Annotated in this window: 19 protein-coding genes and 2 tRNA genes; 9 read left to right on the top strand and 12 right to left on the bottom strand. The window is 63.1% G+C overall.

Features of this window, described 5'->3' with window-relative positions; all coding sequences use genetic code 11:
* Positions 1-14: 14 nt before the first annotated feature.
* Both B015_RS0107995 and B015_RS0107990 read right to left on the bottom strand, forming a co-directional pair.
* A tRNA-Arg gene (locus tag B015_RS0107995) sits at positions 15-91 on the bottom strand.
* Between the two features lie 40 nt (positions 92-131).
* Positions 132-437, bottom strand: coding sequence for an ETC complex I subunit (locus B015_RS0107990; protein ID WP_018427161.1), 306 nt, complete (start codon positions 435-437; stop codon positions 132-134).
* A 189-nt stretch (positions 438-626) separates the two neighbouring features.
* Between B015_RS0107990 and B015_RS0107985 the strand changes: the two genes are divergently transcribed.
* Positions 627-703, top strand: a tRNA-Pro gene (locus tag B015_RS0107985).
* A gap of 354 nt (positions 704-1,057) precedes the next feature.
* Here B015_RS0107985 and B015_RS0107980 read toward each other — a convergent pair.
* Entirely contained in the window at positions 1,058-2,095 is a 1,038-nt protein-coding gene (locus B015_RS0107980; protein WP_026227017.1) for a porin, read from the bottom strand.
* 245 nt (positions 2,096-2,340) lie between these two features.
* Entirely contained in the window at positions 2,341-3,045 is a 705-nt protein-coding gene (locus B015_RS30605) for an antitoxin Xre/MbcA/ParS toxin-binding domain-containing protein (RefSeq protein WP_245262137.1), read from the bottom strand.
* Between the two features lie 605 nt (positions 3,046-3,650).
* On the opposite strand from B015_RS30605, the gene B015_RS30600 reads away from it, so the two are divergent.
* Positions 3,651-4,751 carry a helix-turn-helix transcriptional regulator gene (locus B015_RS30600; protein WP_018427158.1) on the top strand — a complete coding sequence of 367 codons (1,101 nt, stop codon included), beginning with the start codon at positions 3,651-3,653 and terminating at the stop codon, positions 4,749-4,751.
* 75 nt (positions 4,752-4,826) lie between these two features.
* A complete protein-coding gene (locus B015_RS0107965) occupies positions 4,827-5,105 on the top strand; it encodes a hypothetical protein (RefSeq protein WP_018427157.1) in 279 nt (92 codons plus the stop codon).
* A gap of 4 nt (positions 5,106-5,109) precedes the next feature.
* Here B015_RS0107965 and hdaA read toward each other — a convergent pair whose 3' ends face one another.
* Genes hdaA through B015_RS0107950 form a run of 3 tightly spaced genes read right to left on the bottom strand, consistent with a single transcriptional unit; the run spans position 5,110 to position 7,503 of the window.
* Positions 5,110-5,811, bottom strand: a complete 702-nt coding sequence (gene hdaA, locus B015_RS0107960; RefSeq protein ID WP_018427156.1) for a DnaA regulatory inactivator HdaA — start codon at positions 5,809-5,811, stop codon at positions 5,110-5,112.
* Positions 5,812-5,813: 2 nt separating this feature from the next.
* Entirely contained in the window at positions 5,814-6,974 is a 1,161-nt protein-coding gene (locus B015_RS0107955; RefSeq protein ID WP_018427155.1) for an AI-2E family transporter, read from the bottom strand.
* Positions 6,946-7,503: a CDP-alcohol phosphatidyltransferase family protein gene (locus B015_RS0107950; protein WP_026227016.1), complete on the bottom strand. Its 558-nt coding sequence runs from the start codon at positions 7,501-7,503 to the stop codon at positions 6,946-6,948. The genes B015_RS0107955 and B015_RS0107950 overlap by 29 nt, the downstream gene beginning before the upstream one ends.
* 189 nt (positions 7,504-7,692) lie before the next feature.
* On the opposite strand from B015_RS0107950, the gene purM reads away from it, so the two are divergent.
* From purM to B015_RS0107925, 5 genes are all read left to right on the top strand, one after another.
* Positions 7,693-8,757: a phosphoribosylformylglycinamidine cyclo-ligase gene (purM, locus tag B015_RS0107945; RefSeq protein WP_018427153.1), complete on the top strand. Its 1,065-nt coding sequence runs from the start codon at positions 7,693-7,695 to the stop codon at positions 8,755-8,757.
* Positions 8,754-9,461: a phosphoribosylglycinamide formyltransferase gene (purN, locus tag B015_RS0107940; protein WP_018427152.1), complete on the top strand. Its 708-nt coding sequence runs from the start codon at positions 8,754-8,756 to the stop codon at positions 9,459-9,461. The genes purM and purN overlap by 4 nt, the downstream gene beginning before the upstream one ends.
* Before the next feature lie 11 nt (positions 9,462-9,472).
* Positions 9,473-10,000 (top strand): histidine phosphatase family protein, encoded by a 528-nt coding sequence (locus B015_RS0107935; RefSeq protein WP_018427151.1) that lies wholly within the window; start codon positions 9,473-9,475, stop codon positions 9,998-10,000.
* Between the two features lie 73 nt (positions 10,001-10,073).
* Entirely contained in the window at positions 10,074-10,490 is a 417-nt protein-coding gene (locus tag B015_RS0107930) for a MarR family transcriptional regulator (RefSeq protein WP_018427150.1), read from the top strand.
* A gap of 42 nt (positions 10,491-10,532) precedes the next feature.
* A complete protein-coding gene (locus B015_RS0107925) occupies positions 10,533-10,925 on the top strand; it encodes a tautomerase family protein (RefSeq protein WP_018427149.1) in 393 nt (130 codons plus the stop codon).
* 121 nt (positions 10,926-11,046) lie between these two features.
* Here B015_RS0107925 and B015_RS32130 read toward each other — a convergent pair whose 3' ends face one another.
* The 3 genes from B015_RS32130 to B015_RS0107910 all read right to left on the bottom strand — a co-directional run bounded on the left by B015_RS32130 (position 11,047) and on the right by B015_RS0107910 (position 13,658).
* On the bottom strand, positions 11,047-11,658 hold the full coding sequence (locus B015_RS32130; RefSeq protein WP_018427148.1) for a hypothetical protein: 612 nt from the start codon (positions 11,656-11,658) through the stop codon (positions 11,047-11,049).
* A gap of 105 nt (positions 11,659-11,763) precedes the next feature.
* A complete protein-coding gene (locus B015_RS0107915) occupies positions 11,764-12,657 on the bottom strand; it encodes a cation diffusion facilitator family transporter (RefSeq protein WP_018427147.1) in 894 nt (297 codons plus the stop codon).
* A gap of 95 nt (positions 12,658-12,752) precedes the next feature.
* Positions 12,753-13,658, bottom strand: coding sequence for a LysR substrate-binding domain-containing protein (locus B015_RS0107910; RefSeq protein WP_018427146.1), 906 nt, complete (start codon positions 13,656-13,658; stop codon positions 12,753-12,755).
* Between the two features lie 97 nt (positions 13,659-13,755).
* Between B015_RS0107910 and B015_RS0107905 the strand changes: the two genes are divergently transcribed.
* Positions 13,756-14,481, top strand: coding sequence for a glutathione S-transferase family protein (locus B015_RS0107905; protein WP_018427145.1), 726 nt, complete (start codon positions 13,756-13,758; stop codon positions 14,479-14,481).
* 77 nt (positions 14,482-14,558) lie between these two features.
* On the opposite strand, the gene B015_RS0107900 is transcribed toward B015_RS0107905, so the two are convergent.
* Positions 14,559-16,664: a molybdopterin oxidoreductase family protein gene (locus B015_RS0107900; RefSeq protein WP_018427144.1), complete on the bottom strand. Its 2,106-nt coding sequence runs from the start codon at positions 16,662-16,664 to the stop codon at positions 14,559-14,561.
* 203 nt (positions 16,665-16,867) lie between these two features.
* The gene (gene abc-f / locus B015_RS0107895; RefSeq protein WP_018427143.1) at positions 16,868-18,745 is read right to left on the bottom strand and encodes a ribosomal protection-like ABC-F family protein; all 1,878 of its coding nucleotides are present in this window, start codon (positions 18,743-18,745) and stop codon (positions 16,868-16,870) included.
* Positions 18,746-18,830: the final 85 nt, after the last annotated feature.

Raw genomic sequence — 18,830 nt, 5'->3', positions numbered from 1 at the left:
GTGAAAGAAGAGGGTGGCGATCCCGACAGGATTCGAACCTGTGACCATCGGCTTAGAAGGCCGGTGCTCTATCCAGCTGAGCTACGGGACCGCAAGCCAGCCCGACCGGGCCGGCTGCAGCAGGACGGACGTCAGTGCGTCCAGGGTATCCTGCGGTCGAAACGGAAATTATCCGAGTAGGAAATCTGCCGGCGCTTGGCTTCCTTCGGCTCCTGCACGCGGAAGGCGATGCCCTCGCGCTCGGCATAAGCGACCGCTTCCTCGCGGGTCTCGAAGGTCAGCCTGATCTGGCTCTTCATGTCGCCGGAGCTGGTGTAGCCCATCAGCGGATCGATCTTCTTCGGCTTCTCGGCGTCGAATTCGAGCACCCAGTGCCCGGTCTTGGCTTTGCCCGACTGCATGGCGGTCTTGGCAGGGCTGAAAATTCGCGCGGACATCACAAACCTCTTCGACGATTCCGCGCAGCGGCGCGGACATCCAGATGCGCCGTCAATACTGTGCAATCGCAGCCACTGCAAGGCTGAGGCGTCCCGGCGAACGTCGCTTCATGTGCAATGGCTTCATGTTTCGCTTTTTTGCCCTTGCCTTGTCCACCGGAAGCCACTAGGCACGGCGTCGCAACGGCCCGGAGTGTAGCGCAGCCTGGTAGCGCACCTGATTTGGGATCAGGGGGTCGCAGGTTCGAATCCTGCCACTCCGACCAGCTTGCAACACCGAGGCGCCCAGCTTCGCCAATTCTCCCCGACATTCGCTGCTCCAGAAGCTCCGCTAATCTGCGGCCGCCTGCTCTCTGCCGAGCATGCTGCAGTTTGATTCAGCGCAAATAGTGCTGGTCGGATTTGGCTATGATCGCCTGTGTCGGGTGCAGGCGCCCTCCGAATGCACCCGAGCCAGCCTAGCTAGCCCGCGTCGTATCCCCATTCGGCGCGGGCTTTTTCGCATACAGCACGAGCATTCCAGCGCCGCGCACCGATCGACATGTCGCCCCAGCTAAGGGCACAAACGGACAAACCCGGCGTGTTACCGCCGGGTTTGCACTGCTTATCCTGGAAGGCAATCAGAACGATGCGTCGAGGCGCAGGAAGCCGCTGAACGAACCGTCTGCATAGCTGTCGCCATCGTTGTAGTTGACGGCCAGCTTGGCATTCAGGTTCTCGACGATCTTGTAGTCGACGACTGCACCGATAGCCCAGTCATTGGCGTTGAGGTCGATGGTCTGGCCGATGGCGGGGTTGCCAACATGACGATCACCGAAGTACTGACCACCAGCGCCAACCGACAGGCCGGCGTTGATCTGGTACTTCGCGTAGCCGCCGACCGACCACTCATAGCCGGAATACGGAGCAAGCAGGCCGAACCAGGTCGCACCCGTTTCATAGGTAGCGATCGCCTGAAGGGTCAGAGCGTCGGTTGCCTTGACGTTGACGATGCCCTTGAGGGCGACTTCCGAGAAGCGATCGTCGTAGCCAGCGTAGAGGTTGACCGAACCCCAACCTTGAGCGATCGACACCTTGCCGGTGACGAGCGGGACGTAGTCGAAATTGGTGCCTTCTTCTTCGAGGCCAACCGACACCGCGATGCCTTCGCCGGCATTGAAGGTGTAGCGGACCTGGTTGACGAAGGTGCCGCCGCCCTTATCGAACTCGCCATCGACGCCACCATCGAAAAGCGTATCCGTGCGACCGACCGTCAGACCGCCGAGCTCGAAGTAAGCATAGCGAATCCACATGTCAGTGGCGTCGGAATAGCCTCCGGGACCATACGTGCCACCGTCATTCTGCCAATGCAGTTCGATGTAGCGACGGAACGTGCCGTATTCGGTTTCCGAACGGGCATCGAGCTTCAGACGGGCAGCCGAATACTTCCTCCAGCCGTCATCGGTGTCCTTCCAGTCGATCTGATAGCGAACCAGGCCGCCGACCTTCAGGCAGGTCTCGGTGCCGGGAATGTAATAGAAGCCCGCTCCGTAGACGTCACAGATGCGAACATACTCCATCGGCTCCGGTTCAGCGACGACAACTGCGTCAGCTGCGTGAGCGCCCGAGACCGCGAGCAACGCAGCAGCAGAACCGAGCAAAATCTCCCTAATATTCATTATCTAACCTCAATAGGTAATTCGTATGTGACGACACGGAAAAAGATTTCGATCCGTGACTTCGGCGACCAGAAGTGAAGAAAAAATCACATCCGCAATTATCGCTCTCACACCATTTCAAATATTTCAAATCTATATTCTGAAAATCGCCACTCGATTACATCGATATGATAAGCACGTGATATAAATTCAACCATAATTTAGACAAATAGAACCAACAACACGAATGGCACAAACGGAACAATTCAAATCGGTCTTGCTTCTGAATACTTCTCGGCAGCCAAAACTACTTCCGTGACAATATCCTGGCGCAGCAATTCGATCGGCGTGCGGCCATTGAGTTCGGGAGACGCTTGCACCATCCAGAACCATGCGTTCCTTGGATTGGGAATCTGCTGAAGCACTTCCCGAATGCCGGAAGCGGGCCTGCCGTCTACAAACTGCGCCAACGGATACACGTGGCGCTGGCGCCCCTTCCTCAATGCAACGACCTCGTTGCAGCGGTGCCACCGGTGCAGGGTCGATCGCGGTATTCGAAGGGTTCCTTCGAGATAAGTCGCACCCGCAACGCGACCGGCCCAGTCTTCGATGACCGACGATTCGAGATCGGCACTGCGAGTTTGGCCGAGAAGCGGAAGCTTGACCTCGGGCTGCCCCGGAGATCTCCCCTCCTCATTCGCCAACCTCGAAGCCTCGGCAGCGAGGGCGTGAATGAACTGTGAAGCGAGGCCTGCGAGATCAACCCCACGACCATCGGGAAGACGGCTGTCACCAAGGCCATCGGCTCGTAGTTGCAGGCCGCTTTTGCCGAGGAGGTTCGGCACGACGTAAGCCGCCCTCACGCCAGAAAAATTTGCGTCATGCGCTAAAATTCGTTCAAATTCCTTTGAGATAAAATCGACGTATTCGTTGATCAAATCCATTCCACTATGACGTATTGCTTCATCCATTTTTTGAAATTTCCTCAGAAATACGCAGGCAATATCAATTGCGCTTCTTCTCAATTTCGGTATCAAGAAATTACTTGTGTCGCGTCCGTTCAGACGACAGAGCAAGGACACCCAATGCCTATTTCAGGAACTGGCAAAGCGCGGCAGGGCGCAACAGCGGCCTTTACCGATATGAAGCTGTGAAACCACTTCATCGACTTCCTCCCCTCGATGCTGGCTTCCCGAGCCCAGACTTGCGCTTGCGCTCATCCCGGGTGGTCATAACGGACATGATTACAACGACCTCTGGGACATCGGCATAGTCGATCCGGACGATGCTTCACCCTCGAGCTAATAAATGATCCCGCTGGATGGCCTGGGACGATCGGTCCGATCAGACGGGCACGTTACGCCGGGCGGTAGACACTATGTGCAGCTCATTTTGCGCCGGTGCGCTTGATCTTGATCAAGGCAGAAAAGTCGCCGCTCTGCCCAATTGTGAACAGCAGAAATCAAATCCGGTTTTGCCTGGAATCATACGCCAGCTTATAGCAATGGCGTAAGATCAGTCGAAATCGAACGGTTCGACTTCGGCAGATCATCCACTGGGCGGGAGTGGCGGGCGATTGGCGGAGCTTTCCGAGCAATTCATCGATCAAATCTACGAGGCATCCTTCGTTCCGGAGAAGTGGCCGGCGCTGCTCGATGGGCTGGCGCTGGCCGTCGAAGGCATGGGCGGCTATCTGTTCACAATCAGCCAGGGCGCCTCGGCCTATGTCGCCTCGGAGGCGATCGCGCCGCATGTCGAGGCCTTCATGCGTGAAGGCTGGATGGCGGTCAACGGACGCGCCGCCCGGGCCTCGGCCATCGCCCATCCCGGCTTCATCACTGACCTCGACGCCTTCAGCGCCGACGAACTCGAGACCGAGCCGATCTATCGCGATTTCCTGCGCCCGAGAGGCATCGGCTGGGCGGCCGGCACGCATATCCCCATCCCGACCGGCGACGTCCTGTCGTTCAACCTCGAGCGCGAGACCGATCGCGGCCCGTTCGAGCGCCACTATGTCGACGCGCTCGACCGGATGCGCCCCCACATCGCGCGTGCGGCAATGGTCAGCGCTCGCCTCGGCCTGGAGAAAGCGCGCGCCAGCGCGGAGGCGCTGGAGGCGCTGGGCCTGCCTGCAGCCGTGCTTGGCGGACGCGGACAGTTGCTCGCCTGCAACGAGATGATGCACGAGCTGATTCCCACCACCGTCAGGGATGGCGCCGAAAGGCTGGAGATCACCGAGAAGAAGGCCGATGCCCTGCTCGGCACTGCGCTGTCGGCACTGGCCACCGGCATCCGCCGCGACATCGTGCAATCGTTTCCAATTGTCGGCGCAAACGAGAAGCCGGCCAGCGTCGCCCATCTTCTGCCGGTGCGCGGATCGGCCCACGATCTCTTCAGCCGCATGCACAGCATCCTGGTCATCATGCCGATGCCCGGGCCTGGAGCTCCCTCGGCCCAGGTCCTGCAGGCCTTGTTCGACCTGACCCCCAGCGAGGCGCGCATCGCCTCGGCCCTGGCCGACGGCCGGTCCATCGATGCCATCGGCGTCGACTTCGGCATAGCGCGCGAGACGGTGCGCTCGCACCTGCGCTCGATCTTTGCCAAATCGGGGGTTTCGAAGCAGTCCTCGCTGGTTCGCCTGCTGCTTGGCATCACCTTACCGGGCACCGCAGGGTAAGTGGTCTCTAGACGAAGTGCCTACTCGACATCGCGTGGGTGAGCTGCACAACTGGCCCCGGGGAGGACCTTCGCTTTGTCGTTTCTCGACCTCTATCTCGCCCAGCTCATCGATCCGTTCCGCATCGGCCTGCTCGCCGCGCTGCTGCTGACGGCCGCCAACACCGCGCCGACGTTGAACCGCTGGATCCCGATCGTGCTCGGCGTCGTCTTCGTGGCGGTGCTCATTCCGTACAGCTTCGGCTCGTCCGAAGACATCGCCAAGGCGTTTGCGGTCGGCGTGGGGCTGATTTCCAACGTCACGTTGCTGGCAGTGCTGCTTGGAGCCAAGGCGCTCTACACGCGCCTGACCTGAGGGCTCAGAGTTCCAGTTCGCCCTGCCCTGCGTCGAGGGCGTTGACCGTCTCGGCGGCCAGCGTTCGGGTAATGCGTGTCTGCTGCTCAAGCGCGGCACGATCGAGCCGCTCGACGATGTTGATGGCGGTGGACAGCGACCGCTCGATGCGGCGAACGAGGAATTGCACGACATGCGGCTCGACCTCGACCTGCCGGTCGGCGAACAGCTTGGTGATGACGCCGGCCAGCAGAAGATCGTCAGGTTCCTCGATCTCGACGGTCGCCGCTGCCTTGAGGCGCGAGGCGAGGTCCGGCAGCGTCACGCCCCAGGCGGACGGAAAGCTGCGCGCGGTCAGCAACAGGTGCGAGCCGGCGCCGCGCACGGTGTTGATGAGATGGAACAGCCCGTCCTGATCGAGTTTGCCCTGGTCGGCGTCGTCGATCAGCACGGGTGACGCGCCGATTTCGCCGACATGGGCTACGATATCGGATGCGCGGAGCTGGATCGCACCAGCATGTTCGCGCCAGATCGCCGCCAGATGTGACTTGCCCGAACCCGCGGGGCCGGCCAGCAACACCACGGGCGACGGCCAATCCGGCCAGCGGTCGATCAGGGCCGCCGCCTGGATGTTGGCCTGCGAGACGACCAGGTCGTCACGCGACAGCCCCGGCAGGTGACCGAGGTCGAGCGGCAGCTGGCGCGGTTTTTCGGGCGCGCTGGTCATGGTCATTTTTCCGGGCCGGAGTCGTCAGGCCCGGCGGCGGGAGCGTGTCCCGCATGGCCGTGATAGAGCGGCGACTCCAGATAGCGCGAGATGGCAAAGCGGACGAGGACGGCCACGGCGGCTGCGGCGGGAACGGCGACCAGCAGTCCGACGAAGCCGAACATGGCGCCGAAGGCGACAAGCGCGAACATCAGCCAGACCGGGTGGAGGCCGACGCTCTTGCCGACGAGGCGAGGCTGCAGGATGTTGCCCTCGATGAACTGGCCGACGAAGAACACGGCGGCCACGGCCACGACCATGGTCCAGTCGGGCCAGAACTGCACGACGGCGACGCCCACCGAGAGCACCAGCCCGAGCAGCGAGCCGACATAGGGGATGAAGCTGACGAGGCCGGCGAAGAGGCCGATCAGCACGCCGAAGTTCAAGCCGGTCAGCGTCAGGCCGACAGCATAGATGATGCCGAGGATAATGCAGAGCGTGCCCTGGCCACGGACAAAACCGGCAATGGCGGTGTTGATGTCGCGCGCGATCTGCCTGACGGTCCCGACATGGTCGCGAGGGATCCAGCTGTCGACCACCGATACCATGCGATCCCAGTCGAGCAGCATGTAGAAGGCGACGACCGGCGTGACCACAAACAGGCTGGCGATGGAAAACAGCGCCACACCCGAGCTCCAGATCGACTTGAAGACGGTGGTGAGGAAACCGAAGCCGGCACTCAGGAGAGAGTTCAGCCCCTCGCGCAAGCCGGCGGCGTCGACGCCGAAGCGCTGCTCCAGCCATTGCGGGTTGAAGTTGGTGACCAGTTGCTGGAGCTTTTCGACATAGCCCGGCACTTTGGCGGCAAAATCCGCCATCTGCGAGGCGAGTACCGGGATCAGCACCACCAGCGCCAGGGTCAGAATGACGATGAAACAGATGAGGATCACGACGGTCGCCATCAGGCGCGACAGTCCAAGCCGCTGCAGCCGGTCGGCGACCGGATCGAGGAAATAGGCAAGCGCCATGCCGGCCACGAAGGGCAGAAGGATGTTGCTGAACAGATAGAGGAACGCGACGAAAAGGAGGGCCGTGATCAGCCAGAAGCGGATCTGCTTACGGAAGGCCGCCGCTGCAGCAGCTTCCAGCGCCTCGTTATCGATCGGGAGTTTCGCCTTCGCCATAGCCGCTCATATGCCTCAGCCAAGCGACGAGATAGGCCGCCGCCGAAGCGACGGTCAAGAGGCCGGACACCGTTATCAACGCCGGGAGCAACAGGCCAAGGCCGAACTCGAAGGACAATTGGGCGAGCACGATCGCCGCAAGCACGATCTGAACTGCGGTGTTGATCTTGGAAACCATCAGCGGCTTCACCACCACCGGGTTGCCCATGACAGTGGACAACAACACCGCGCAGACGATGAGCGCGTCGCGCGACACCACCAGGATCACCAGCCATAGCGGCAGGTGGCCCATGATGCCGAGCACGACGAAGACGCTGACCAGGAGCAGCTTGTCGGCCATCGGGTCGAGATAGGCGCCGAGCTTGGAGTGCTGATTGAATTGGCGGGCGATGAAGCCGTCGACGGCATCGGAGACGCCCGCGACGACAAAGCCGGCGAAAGCCCAGTCCCAACTGCCTGATATCATGGCATAGATCACGCAAGGCACGAGAACGAGCCTCATGATCGTGATCATGTTCGGAATTGTCACTGCCCTGTCCCGTCCTTGTTTTACGATAGATGGGCCACAGCGTCGGCCGCCGCAAGTGACCGGCAGCCGCGCTTCCCTCTGTCCACGGCTTTGAAACCCCTTATGATGGTGGAAGGCCTCATTTGCTTGCGGGAACGGGCCGTTCATGCGAATAGCGCCCCAAAAGGCGCACGGCATCAGGATCTGACGATGAGCGAAGGCAAGAACGGTCTCACCTATGCGCAGGCGGGCGTCGACATCGACGCCGGAAACCTGATGGTGGAAAAGATCAAGCCGCTGGTGCGTTCGACGCGCCGGCCAGGCGCCGACAGCGAGATCGGCGGCTTCGGCGGCCTGTTCGATCTCAAGGCGGCCGGTTTCACCGACCCGATCCTGGTCGCGGCAAATGACGGCGTCGGCACCAAACTGAAGATCGCCATCGACGCCGGCAAGCACGACACCATCGGCATCGATCTCGTCGCCATGTGCGTCAACGACATCGTCGTTCAGGGCGCCGAGCCGCTGCTGTTCCTCGACTATTTCGCCACCGGCAAGCTCGACCCCGACCAGGGCGCCGATATCGTCTCCGGTATCGCCGAAGGCTGCCGCCAGGCAGGTTGCGCCCTGATCGGCGGCGAAACCGCCGAGATGCCCGGCATGTACCATGGCAACGACTACGATCTCGCAGGTTTCGCCGTCGGCGCTGCTGAGCGCGGCCAGCTGCTGCCCACCGACGACGTGGTCGAAGGTGACGTGCTGCTCGGCCTTGCTTCCTCGGGCGTGCATTCCAACGGCTATTCGCTGGTCCGCCGTATCGTCGAGCATTCCGGCCTCAAATGGGCCGACCGCGCGCCGTTCGCCGACGGCCCGACGCTGGCAGAAGCGCTGCTCGAGCCGACCCGCATCTATGTCAAGCCGCTGCTCAAGGCGATCCGCGAGACCCATGGCATCAAGGCGCTGGCCCACATCACCGGCGGCGGCTTCCCAGAAAACATCCCTAGGGTGCTGCCCAAGGATTTCTCGGCCGAACTCGACCTGTCGGCCATCGAGGTTCCCGCCGTCTTCTCCTGGCTGGTCAAGACCGGCGGCGTGGCTCCTGAAGAAATGATGCGCACCTTCAACTGCGGCATTGGCATGATCGCGGTCGTCGCCGCCGGCCAGGCAGCCCAGGTTGCCGCCGTGCTGCAGGAGGCCGGCGAGACCGTCGCCCCCATCGGCCGCATCGTACCGCGCCGCGACGCCGGCGTCATCTATCGCGGGGCGCTCGCCCTATGACCATCCAGCGCCGACGCACCGTCATCCTGATTTCCGGCCGCGGCTCCAACATGGCGTCGCTGATCGACGCGGCAGCGGATCCGGATTTTCCAGCCGAAATCGTCGGCGTCATTTCGGACAACGCCGACGCCAAGGGCTTGGGTATCGCTGCCAGTCGCGGCATCGCCACCAAGGTGGTGACCCGCGCCGACCATGCCAGCAAGGATGCGCATGACCGGGCGATCGACACCGAACTTGCCACCTTCGGCGCCGAGATCGTCGCACTTGCCGGCTACATGCGGCTTCTGACGTCAGGTTTCGTCGAGAAGTGGCAAGGCCGGATGATCAACATCCATCCCGCGCTGCTCCCCTCCTTCAAGGGCCTCGACACCCACAGCCGCGCGCTCGAAGCCGGCATCCGCGTGCATGGCTGCACCGTGCACTTCGTCACGCCCGCCATGGATGACGGGCCGATCATCGCCCAGGCCGCCGTTCCGGTGCTGATCGACGACGACGAGCCGGCGCTTTCGGCCCGCGTGCTCAAGGCCGAACACAGGCTCTATCCGTTGGCGCTCAAGCTGTTCGCCGAAGGCAAAGTGCGGATGGACGGCAACCGGACCGCATTCTCCGGCTTCACCGACGCCACCAGCCAGGACCACATCGCGGCGCCCACGCCGGCGCGCGAAGAGATCGACCTCGAACAACTGGCGCGCATCACCCCTTAAGGGAGATCGGCATGGCAAGGACAAGGCAACTTCTTCTCCTGCGCCACGCAAAATCGAGCTGGGACGATCCTAAGCTCGTCGACTTCGACCGTCCCCTGTCATCGCGCGGCGAAAGTGCCGCACCGCTGATGGGGGCGGAGATCGCCCGCCGCGGCTGGCGACCGGATCTTGCGCTGGTTTCGCCCGCAATCCGTACGCTGCAGACATGGCAACTTGCCTCGGAAGGCTGGCCGCGCCCCCTGCCCCCAGCCGATTTCCCACAAGGCCTCTACGAAGCGTCTGCCGATGCCGTGCTGGCGGAGGCGCAGACGGCACCTGCCTCTGTGCGTTGCCTGCTGATCGTCGGCCACAATCCTGGCCTCGAAGACTTTGCCCGCGAGCTGGCCGGCCCCGGTTCGGACAGCACGGCGATGCGGTCCATGGCCGAGAAGTTTTCGACTGCTGGCCTCGCCCGTTTCGAGATCGACGTCGCCTGGGACGCCCTCCAGTTCGGCGCAGCACGACTGACCCATTTTCTCAAGCCACGCGACCTTGGCTGAGCCCCGACAAGGGCAGGCAGAACTTCCAGCACAATATAGTTGCATATACAATCATTTTTGCTATCCTGCGTGCATGTTCGACCGCTGCATCTACTTCAACACGACCGCTCTCGCCCGCCAACTCGACCGTGTCTGGACGACGGCCTTTGCCCCGTTCGACCTGACGCCGCCGCAAGGTTTCATGCTGCGGGCCGTGCTGACGCGGCCGGGCCTACTGCAAAGCGAGCTTGCCGAAGAACTGAAGATCGCAAGGGCGACCGCGACGCGCGGCCTTGACGGGCTGGAGGCCAAGGGCCTGATCGTCCGCAACAAATCCACCGAGGACAAGCGCGAATCCGCGATCACGCCAACTGACGAGGCGCTTGAGATCAAGGACGCGCTGAACGCCGCAAGCGGTGCTGTCACCGAGCGCCTGTCCACCCTTTTCGGCGAAACGGTCTTTGCCGGTTTCGTCGAGCAGGCCAAGGCAATCGCGTCAAAGCTGGAATGAACCGGCCATAATAGTTGCATATCTAATCATTGGAGAGAAATCATGCCTATCCTCACCGTCAAGATTGCCGCCCAGCGCAGCGACGCGCTGACCGACCAGGTGGCAGCGATGCTGGCCGAACACACCAGCACCATTCTCGGCAAGAAGCCTGAGGTGACGGCAATCGCCATCATCTATGTCGACCCGCGCGACTGGATCATTGCCGGCCGCTCGCTTCAGAGCCACGGCAAGTCGAGCTTTGCGCTGGAGATCAAGGTCACCGACGAGACCAACACCAAGGATGAGAAGAAGCGCTACATCGCGGCGGTTTTCGCCGGTTTCGCCGACATTCTCGGCGACATCCACGAGGAGAGCTACATCCACGTCCACGACGTGCGCGCCGCCTCTTATGGCTATGGCGGCAAGACCCAGGAATTCCGCTACCAGCACCCGTGATGGCACCACCCCTGATCACCGCATCTGACATGGCGCCATGTCAGATTCTGGGGCGCGCCTGTCTTGAGGCGCGCAAATCCTGGGCGGGCGCCTGTCTTGGGGGCGCCGGGGCAAAAACCGCCTAGCGGAACTTGCGCGTGAGCAGGGACACCAGCCTGGGTGCTGCCATGATCAGTACGGCGCCGACCAGCCAGACCACGACGACCAGCGGCTTGAGCACGGCACTGAGGAGCATGAAAAATCCGCCGAGCAGGCCTGACGTCTCGGCGCTGCCGACGACACCGACGACCTCCGAACCGATGCCGGTGGCGGCCGCCGCATCCCGGCCGGTCTGCACCAGCGCGCCGGCATTGGTCGACGTCCAGGCGAGCAAGCCGTCGACGAGGCTATAGCCGCCCCAGGCCAGCAGCGTCCACACCACCAGCACGACCAGCGCTGCCGTGCGGCCGAAGCCGGGCAAACGCGAGCGCGGCGCGGTTTTTTCCTGAAGCCCCCGCCCGTCGCGCCCGAAGGCTCCATCATTGCCTAACGGCGAACGCTGACCCCAGTTGCCGCCGTCATGGTCGCTGCCGCCCCGACTGCTGCCACCATGGCCGCCGCCATGACTGCTGCCCCCGCGACTGCTGCCAGGGGCCTTGTCGCCAAGCCGCTTGCCGATTTCGCCGAGCACCGAGCCGAGCAGGCCATCCCGGCCCTTACCGCTGTATTTGTTACTGAAATCATACCCGCCCATCGACGCTCTCCATTCCGCGCCGAACACGCATCGGCCGGGCCATAGATAGGCATTCCAGATGTTAGAGATAATGAGACAGAGTACTGACAGGTTGACGCAGGCAAGTCAGTGGATGCGCTCCAGCGGTGCGCAGCTCTCGCGCTCCATCTGCAGTGTGGTGTGGTGCAGATCGAACTTTTCCTGCAGGCGAGCTTCGATCGCCTGACGCACCGTCTCGCCGTCCGCTCCCTCCGCCAGCACCGCATGCGCTGTCAGCGACGCTTTGCTCTGAGTGATTGCCCACAGATGCAGGTCGTGCAACGAGGCAACTCCGGGCACGGTTGCAATCGCCTCTTCGACCTCGGCAAGGTCCATACCCGGCGGCACACCTTCGAGCAGGATGTTGATGCACTCCTTGAGCAAGACCCAGGTGCGCGGGAACACCATGAAGCCGATGCCGACGGCAATCAGCGAATCGACCCATTGCCAGCCGGTGAACCAGATGACCAGCGCCCCGGCGATGGCACCGAGCGACCCCAGCATATCGGCCCACACCTCGAGATAGGCGCCCTTGACGTTGAGGCTGTTGTCCTTGTGCCCTGTCAGCAAGCGCATCGAGATGAAGTTGACGGCAAGGCCGATGACGGCGACGACGAGCATGCCAAGCGAAGCGATCTCCGTCGGCTTGGAGAGCCGTTCATAGGCTTCGTAGAGGATGTAGAAGGCGACACCGAGCAACAGCAGCGCATTGAAGGCGGCCGCCAGGATCTCGAAGCGGGCATAGCCATAGGTGCGCAACAGATCGGCTGCACGGCGACCCACCTTGATGGCGATCAGCGCGATAGCCAACGCCATTGCGTCGGTCGCCATGTGCATGGCATCCGAAATCAGCGCCAGGCTGTTGGTGACGATACCGCCGATCACCTCGGCGATCATGAAGCTGCCGGTCAGGCCGAAAGCGATCCAGAGTCGGGACTCCGGCGTGTTTTGCATGTCGCCATGATCGTGGTCGCCGCCCATCAAGGCCTCCCCTCGGAATCTTCTGCCGCAAGCTAGACCGATATGAGCAACGGACGAAAGACGCAGCGCTCACGCGTCTGCGCGAATGGCGACGCCTAGCCGGCTGCCGCCACGCCGTCCTTACCCTTCTCGAGCAGGAAGTCGATGACGGCGCGCACCGCCGGCAGCTGTCCGCGCCGGTGCGGCGTAAGAATCGTCGTGGTCACGCGGCCTGCCGTCCAATCGGTCAGCAGCCGCACGAGCCTGCCCTGCGCCACAGCATTAGCCGAGATCAACTCGGGCAGGCAGACGATGCCGAGGCCGGATTCCGCCGCCATCAGCAGAGGCACCGATTCATCGGCGTGGAAGCGCTGCCGCGGCGCCACCTCGACGATGCGGCCTTTGCCATCGCGCAGCCGCCAGCTCCTAGACGTCATCGAGCTCATCAGCCCTTCATGGCCGGAAAGCGCTTCCGGTGTCTCCGGCGCGCCGTGCGCGGCGACATAGGACGGTGCGGCCAGCACCGTGATCGCATCCTCGCTCATCCGCCGCTGCATCAGGTCGGAATCGGGCAGCGGCGCGAAGTGGCTGCGGAGCGCGATGTCGAAACCGTCCTGCACCAGGTCGACGAAACGGTCGGTGACATGCAGCTGGACCAGAAGCCCGGGGTAACGGCGTGCCAGCACCGGCAACCGATGCGCCAGCCGGAACTGCGCGTTGGGCACCGAGGTGGTGATGCGCACGATGCCGGCCGGCTCGGCCAGCCTCTTTTGCACCACCGTCTCCACCGCCTCGGCCTCGATGACGGCGGCACGGGCATGGTCATAGACGTCGCGGCCGACGTCGGTCAGCGTGAATCTGCGCGAGCTGCGGTGGATCAGCTGGGCGCCGAGCGACATTTCCAGGGCCGCGACCCGTTTGCTGACCGTCGATTTGGGGCAGCCGAGACGCCGTGCGGCGGCGGCAAAACCACCAGTGTCGACGGCTGCTGCGAAGAAATGGAGATCGTTGAGGTTCAGCATCAAAGTCTATGAATGTGGACGTATGGTTTCAAGTTGCCTGACTACAGGATCAAAGTCCACATCGATACATCAGGGTCATCAACAATGGAGACCTGATATGACAACCACCCCGATCTTCACCTCCGGCTTCCCGCTCGGCTCCTCGGCCGGCCTCGTCGCCGCCTTCGAATGGCTCGGCCAACCCTACCGGCTGACCCGCGTCGACATGCTCGGCGAGATGCGCACAGAGGCCTACAAGCGCTTCAACGGCCGGATCGAAACGCCGGTGCTTGTCACCGATGAAGGCCGCGTCCTGACCGAGACCATGGCGATCGCGCTGTGGCTCGAGGCACGCGACAGCGAACGCCGCATCAGCTTCGAACCGGGCACTCCGGAGGCCGACAGGATGCACCAGCACATTGCCTTCCTGAACACGGCCTTCACCGGCGCTTTCGGCCCGTTGTGGACAGCGCTCGAAGCGGAAGACGCCACCGAAGCGGAGCGTGAGACGCTGCGCAAGTTCGGACGTGAATTCGTCGCCGTACGCCACGAACAGCTCGAGGCAATGATCGGCGACAGCGACTACCTGCTCGGTGACAGGCCAACGCTGGCGGACGCAGTGTTTGTCGGCGTGGCCCGCTGGACCGACTTCCACAAGGCGGTCAACCCGGCCGACTATCCGCGCATCCTGGCGCTGCGCAACCGCATCGAAGCCGACCCGGCATTCCGCTTCGCGGTGGCGATCGAAGATGGTGACACAGCGGCCATCGGTAGCGGCGCGATGAAAGGACTGGTGCCGCTCGCCGACGTACTGCGCGACACGGACGCTGAGCAGGCGGCCTGACCGGCCTTACGATAAAGGGCTGCGCACCAACAATGGCGTGCAGCCCTTTTCGTCCGTTCCAAAGCCAGCCGACGGTGCTAGGCCGCGCGTACCCAGACCTTGTTGTCATGCACTGCAGCGCCGCCATAAGGCGCGGGCGCGTCGGCGCCGGTCAGCACATTGATGCCTTCGCCGCGCTCGTGGTCGGAGTTCGGCCAGATTCCTTCGGCGATGACGACGCCACGCTTGATCTTGTCGAACAGGCGGGCATGCAGCACCACCTCGCCGCGTTTGTTGCCGACCTCGACGCGGTCGCCGGTGGCGACCCCCATGGCCGCGGCATCCTCGGGATGGATCAGCAGCTCCGGCCGCCCCTCCTTCTCGCGCGACACCGGCGTCTCGGCGAAGGTCGAGTTGAGGAAGTTGCGCGCCGGCGAGGTCGCCAGGCGGAACGGATGCTCTTCGTCCGCCACCTCGATCAGGTCGACATGGTCGGGGAATTCAGGCAGCTGCGCCACCGGGCCGAAGATGCCCATGCTACGCGGCGGCTTGTTCGGCGCCATGCCACCATTCCACTGCGGCCGGAAGCGGAACTTGCCGTCGGGGTGGCCGAAGCCGCTGAGGAAATGGGCGCTGTCGAACTCCGGCTGCATGTCGGCCCATTTCTGGTCGCGGAAGCTGTCGAAATTGCCGAGGCCCTTCTTCTCCAACATGACGTCGATATGCTGGCGTTCGGTCAGGCCGAAACCCGGCATGTCGGACACGCCGAGCCGCTCGGCCAGTTGCTCGATGACGAAGTGGTTGGTGCGGGGACCCTCGGGCGGCTCGATCAGCTTTGGCCCCAGCGTGATGTGCTGGTTGCCGCCGCCCTTGTAGATGTCGTCATGCTCGAGGAACATCGTCGCGGGCAGGACGACGTCGGCGAGTTTTGCCGTATCGGTCATGAACTGCTCGTGCACGGCCGTGAACAGGTCGTCGCGCATCAGCCCCTTGACCACCAGGCGCTGCTCGGGCGCGACATTGGCCGGATTGGTGTTCTGGATCAGCATCGCCGTGACAGGCGGGCCGCCATAGAGCGCGTCCGCAGCATTGGTCAGCACCGGGCCGATGCGCGAATGGTCGAGATAACGGATGTTGGGGTCGCGGAACCTGGTGCCTTCGAGCAGCTCGCCATTGAGCTTGAAGATGCCCGAATTGGAATGGAAGGCGCCGCCGCCCTCATATTGCCAGGCCCCGGTCACCGCCGGGATCGACAGGGCGGCATGCATGTTGACCGAGCCGTTGCGCTGGCGCGAGAAACCGTAGCCCAAACGGAAGAAGGTCTTTTTGGTGGTGCCGACCAGCCGGGCGAAAGCCTCGATCTCGTCGACGGTCAGGCCGGTTATGGCGGCCGCCCATTCCGGCGTCTTGTCGGCGAGATGGGCTTCCAGCCCCTTGGGATCGTCGGTGTATTTTTCGAGATAGGCGCGGTCGGCAAAACCTTCCTTGAACAGAACGTGCATGACCGCGCAGGCGAGTGCCGCATCGGTGCCGGGCTTCAGCACCAGCCCCATGTCGGCCTGCTTCAGCGTCGCCGTCTCGTAAATGTCGATGACGACGATCTTGGCGCCGCGTTCCTTGCGCGCCTTGATCGCGTGGGTCATCACATTGACCTGGGTGACCACCGCATTGGTGCCCCAGATGACGACGCAGTCCGACTTGCCGATCTCGCGCGGATCGCTGCCGCGCAGCGCACCGGTGCCCATGACATAACCCGTCCAGGCGAGATTGGTGCAGATCGAGCCGAAGAAGCCGGAATATTTCTTGGCGTGGCGCAGACGCTCGATGCCGTCGCGCTGCACCAGCCCCATCGTGCCGGCGTAGAAATAGGGCCAGACCGTCTCCGAGCCGTATTTGACTTCCGCGGCGATGAATCTTTCGGCGATCAGGTCGAGCGCCGCCTCCCAGCTCGCTTCGTTCCAGTTGCCGTCGCCCTTGGCGCCAGTGCGGATCAGCGGCTTCAGCAGTCGGTCGGGATGGTGGACGCGGTCGGCGTAGCGGGCGACCTTGGCGCAGATGACGCCTGCCGTATAGCTGTTCGACTTGGCGCCATGGACACGGCCGATGCGCTTGTCGTCGAGCAGCTCGACCTCGAGCGCACAGGTCGACGGGCAGTCATGCGGGCAGGCCGAATGGCCTATCCTGATCTTGGCGTGCTGGTTCATGGCGCCCTTTTACCCTGATGTCCGCGCGCCGTGTAGGGCCAATTCGAGGGGGTGCGCTGCCCCTCATCCCCGCTGCCGGGACCTTCTCCCCGTGGACGGGGGGAAGGGACGCGCGAAACCGTTGCGGCCAGCCTCCTTCTCCCCATCACCAACCGGGGAGAAGGTCCCGCAGGGGGATGAGGGGCAGCGCCGCGTTGCGGCCCCTACTCGGCTGTGCCTTCTTCATATTCGGCCGACATGGCCAGCCACTTGTCTTCGTGGCCATTGAGCTGGGCCGATAGCTGCGAGCGCTCCTTGGCGAGTTGCGTCGCCGTCGTCGGATCCTTCTCGTAGAGCTTCGGGTCGGCCAGTTGGTCCTCGATCGTGTCGATGCGCTTGCGGATACGATCCATCAGCGCCTCGGTGGCGCGGATTTCCTTGGCCAGCGGCTCGAGGGCGGCGCGCCGCGCGGCGGCCTCGCGGCGCTTGTCGGCCTTGGAGGCCTTGTCGGCCTCACGCTCCTTGCGCCGGTCGCCGGACACACCCGTCACCAGCGTCTTGTAGTCCTCGAGATCGCCGTCATAAGGATTGACCGAGCCGTCCTTGACCAGCCACAGCCGGTCGGCCGTGGCTTCCAGCAGATGGCGGTCGTGACTGATCAGGATGACGGCGCCCGGGAACTCGTTGAGCGCCATAATCAACGCCTCGCGGCTGTCGATGTCGAGGTGGTTGGTCGGTTCGTCGAGGATGAACAGGTTCGGCCCGTCAAAGGCGGAAAGCCCCATCAACAGCCGCGCCTTTTCGCCACCCGACAGATCTTTGGCGGCGGTGTTCATCTTCTCCGTGGGAAGGCCGAACTGGGCGACACGCGCCCTCACCTTCGATTCCGGCGCGTCCGGCATCAGTCGGCGCACATGCTCGTAGGCGTTTTCTTCCGGCCTGAGGTCGTCAAGCTGGTGCTGGGCGAAGATCGCCACCTTGAGGCCTGGCGCAATCGTCACCGATCCCGTCTCGGCCTGAAGGCGTCCGGCAAGCAACTTGGCAAAGGTCGACTTGCCGTTGCCGTTGGCGCCCAGAAGCGCGATGCGGTCGTCGGCATCGATGCGCAGCGTCATTTTCTTCAGGATCGGCTTATCGGCCTGGTAGCCGACATTGACCTTGTCGAGAGCCACGATCGGCGAGGCTACCGTCTTCACCGGCTCGGGAAAGCTGAACGGCCTGACATTGTCCTCGATCAGCGCCGCGATCGGCTTCATCTTCTCCAGCGCCTTGATGCGCGACTGCGCCTGGCGTGCCTTGGAAGCCTTGGCGCGGAAGCGGTCGACAAAGGATTGCAGGTGCTTGCGCGCCGCTTCCTGCTTGACGCGGCCCTTTTCCTGCAACTCCCGCTGCTCGGCGATCTGGCGCTCGAACTGGTCGTAGCCGCCGCGCCAGAAAGTCATCTTCTTCTGGTCGAGATGGACGATCGAATTGACCGCGCGGTTGAGCAGGTCGCGGTCGTGGCTGATCAAGAGAACCGTGTGCGGATACTTCGACACATAGTTCTCGAGCCACAGCGTGCCTTCGAGATCGAGATAGTTGGTCGGTTCGTCGAGCAGCAGCAAGTCAGGTTCCGAAAACAGCACGGCCGCGAGCGCAACGCGCATGCGCCATCCGCCCGAGAAGGACGAGGCCGGCCGCCGCTGCGCTTCGTCGTCGAAGCCGAGACCGGCAAGAATGGTCGCCGCGCGCGATTCCGCCGAATGCGCGTCGATGTCGGCGAGGCGGATGTGGATCTCGGCAATGCGATGCGGATCGGTGGCCGTCTGCTCCTCGGCGAGAAGCGCGGTGCGCTCGACATCGGCCTTGAGCACGATGTCGATCAGCGGTTCCTCGGTACCGGGCGCTTCCTGCGCCACCTGGCCGATGCGCGTGTTCTTCGGCAGGCTGATGCTGCCGGTTTCCGAGCTGAAGTCGCCAGTTATCGCTTTGAACAGCGTGGTTTTGCCCGTGCCGTTGCGGCCGACGAGGCCCGCCTTGGTGCCGGCAGGCAGGGTCAGCGACGCATGATCGAGAAGCAGGCGTCCGGCGATGCGGAGGGAGAGATCGTTGATAATAAGCATGACGAGAGGGTTTCTGACGAAGAGTTCCGACAATGGCAAGTGCGTGCGCACCATCAAGGGCGCAACGCATGGCCAAAAATAGCTA

The organism is Hoeflea sp. 108 (genome assembly GCF_000372965.1).
Classification (GTDB): domain Bacteria; phylum Pseudomonadota; class Alphaproteobacteria; order Rhizobiales; family Rhizobiaceae; genus Aminobacter.
Note: the sequence above shows the minus strand (reverse complement) of the source record. Positions and strands in the feature narration are given on the sequence as shown.

Coding starts and splice junctions, on each gene's coding strand:
- B015_RS30605 (WP_245262137.1), bottom strand. CDS start 3,045: ATGGATGAAGCAATACGTCATAGTGGAATGGATTTGATCAACGAATAC.
- B015_RS0107910 (WP_018427146.1), bottom strand. CDS start 13,658: ATGCTGAACCTCAACGATCTCCATTTCTTCGCAGCAGCCGTCGACACT.
- hdaA (WP_018427156.1), bottom strand. CDS start 5,811: ATGACCAGCGCGCCCGAAAAACCGCGCCAGCTGCCGCTCGACCTCGGT.
- B015_RS0107900 (WP_018427144.1), bottom strand. CDS start 16,664: ATGAACCAGCACGCCAAGATCAGGATAGGCCATTCGGCCTGCCCGCAT.
- B015_RS0107980 (WP_026227017.1), bottom strand. CDS start 2,095: ATGAATATTAGGGAGATTTTGCTCGGTTCTGCTGCTGCGTTGCTCGCG.
- purN (WP_018427152.1), top strand. CDS start 8,754: ATGACCATCCAGCGCCGACGCACCGTCATCCTGATTTCCGGCCGCGGC.
- B015_RS0107915 (WP_018427147.1), bottom strand. CDS start 12,657: ATGGGCGGCGACCACGATCATGGCGACATGCAAAACACGCCGGAGTCC.
- B015_RS0107990 (WP_018427161.1), bottom strand. CDS start 437: ATGTCCGCGCGAATTTTCAGCCCTGCCAAGACCGCCATGCAGTCGGGC.
- B015_RS0107925 (WP_018427149.1), top strand. CDS start 10,533: ATGCCTATCCTCACCGTCAAGATTGCCGCCCAGCGCAGCGACGCGCTG.
- B015_RS0107935 (WP_018427151.1), top strand. CDS start 9,473: ATGGCAAGGACAAGGCAACTTCTTCTCCTGCGCCACGCAAAATCGAGC.
- B015_RS0107905 (WP_018427145.1), top strand. CDS start 13,756: ATGACAACCACCCCGATCTTCACCTCCGGCTTCCCGCTCGGCTCCTCG.
- abc-f (WP_018427143.1), bottom strand. CDS start 18,745: ATGCTTATTATCAACGATCTCTCCCTCCGCATCGCCGGACGCCTGCTT.
- B015_RS32130 (WP_018427148.1), bottom strand. CDS start 11,658: ATGGGCGGGTATGATTTCAGTAACAAATACAGCGGTAAGGGCCGGGAT.
- B015_RS0107955 (WP_018427155.1), bottom strand. CDS start 6,974: ATGGCGAAGGCGAAACTCCCGATCGATAACGAGGCGCTGGAAGCTGCT.
- B015_RS0107930 (WP_018427150.1), top strand. CDS start 10,074: ATGTTCGACCGCTGCATCTACTTCAACACGACCGCTCTCGCCCGCCAA.
- purM (WP_018427153.1), top strand. CDS start 7,693: ATGAGCGAAGGCAAGAACGGTCTCACCTATGCGCAGGCGGGCGTCGAC.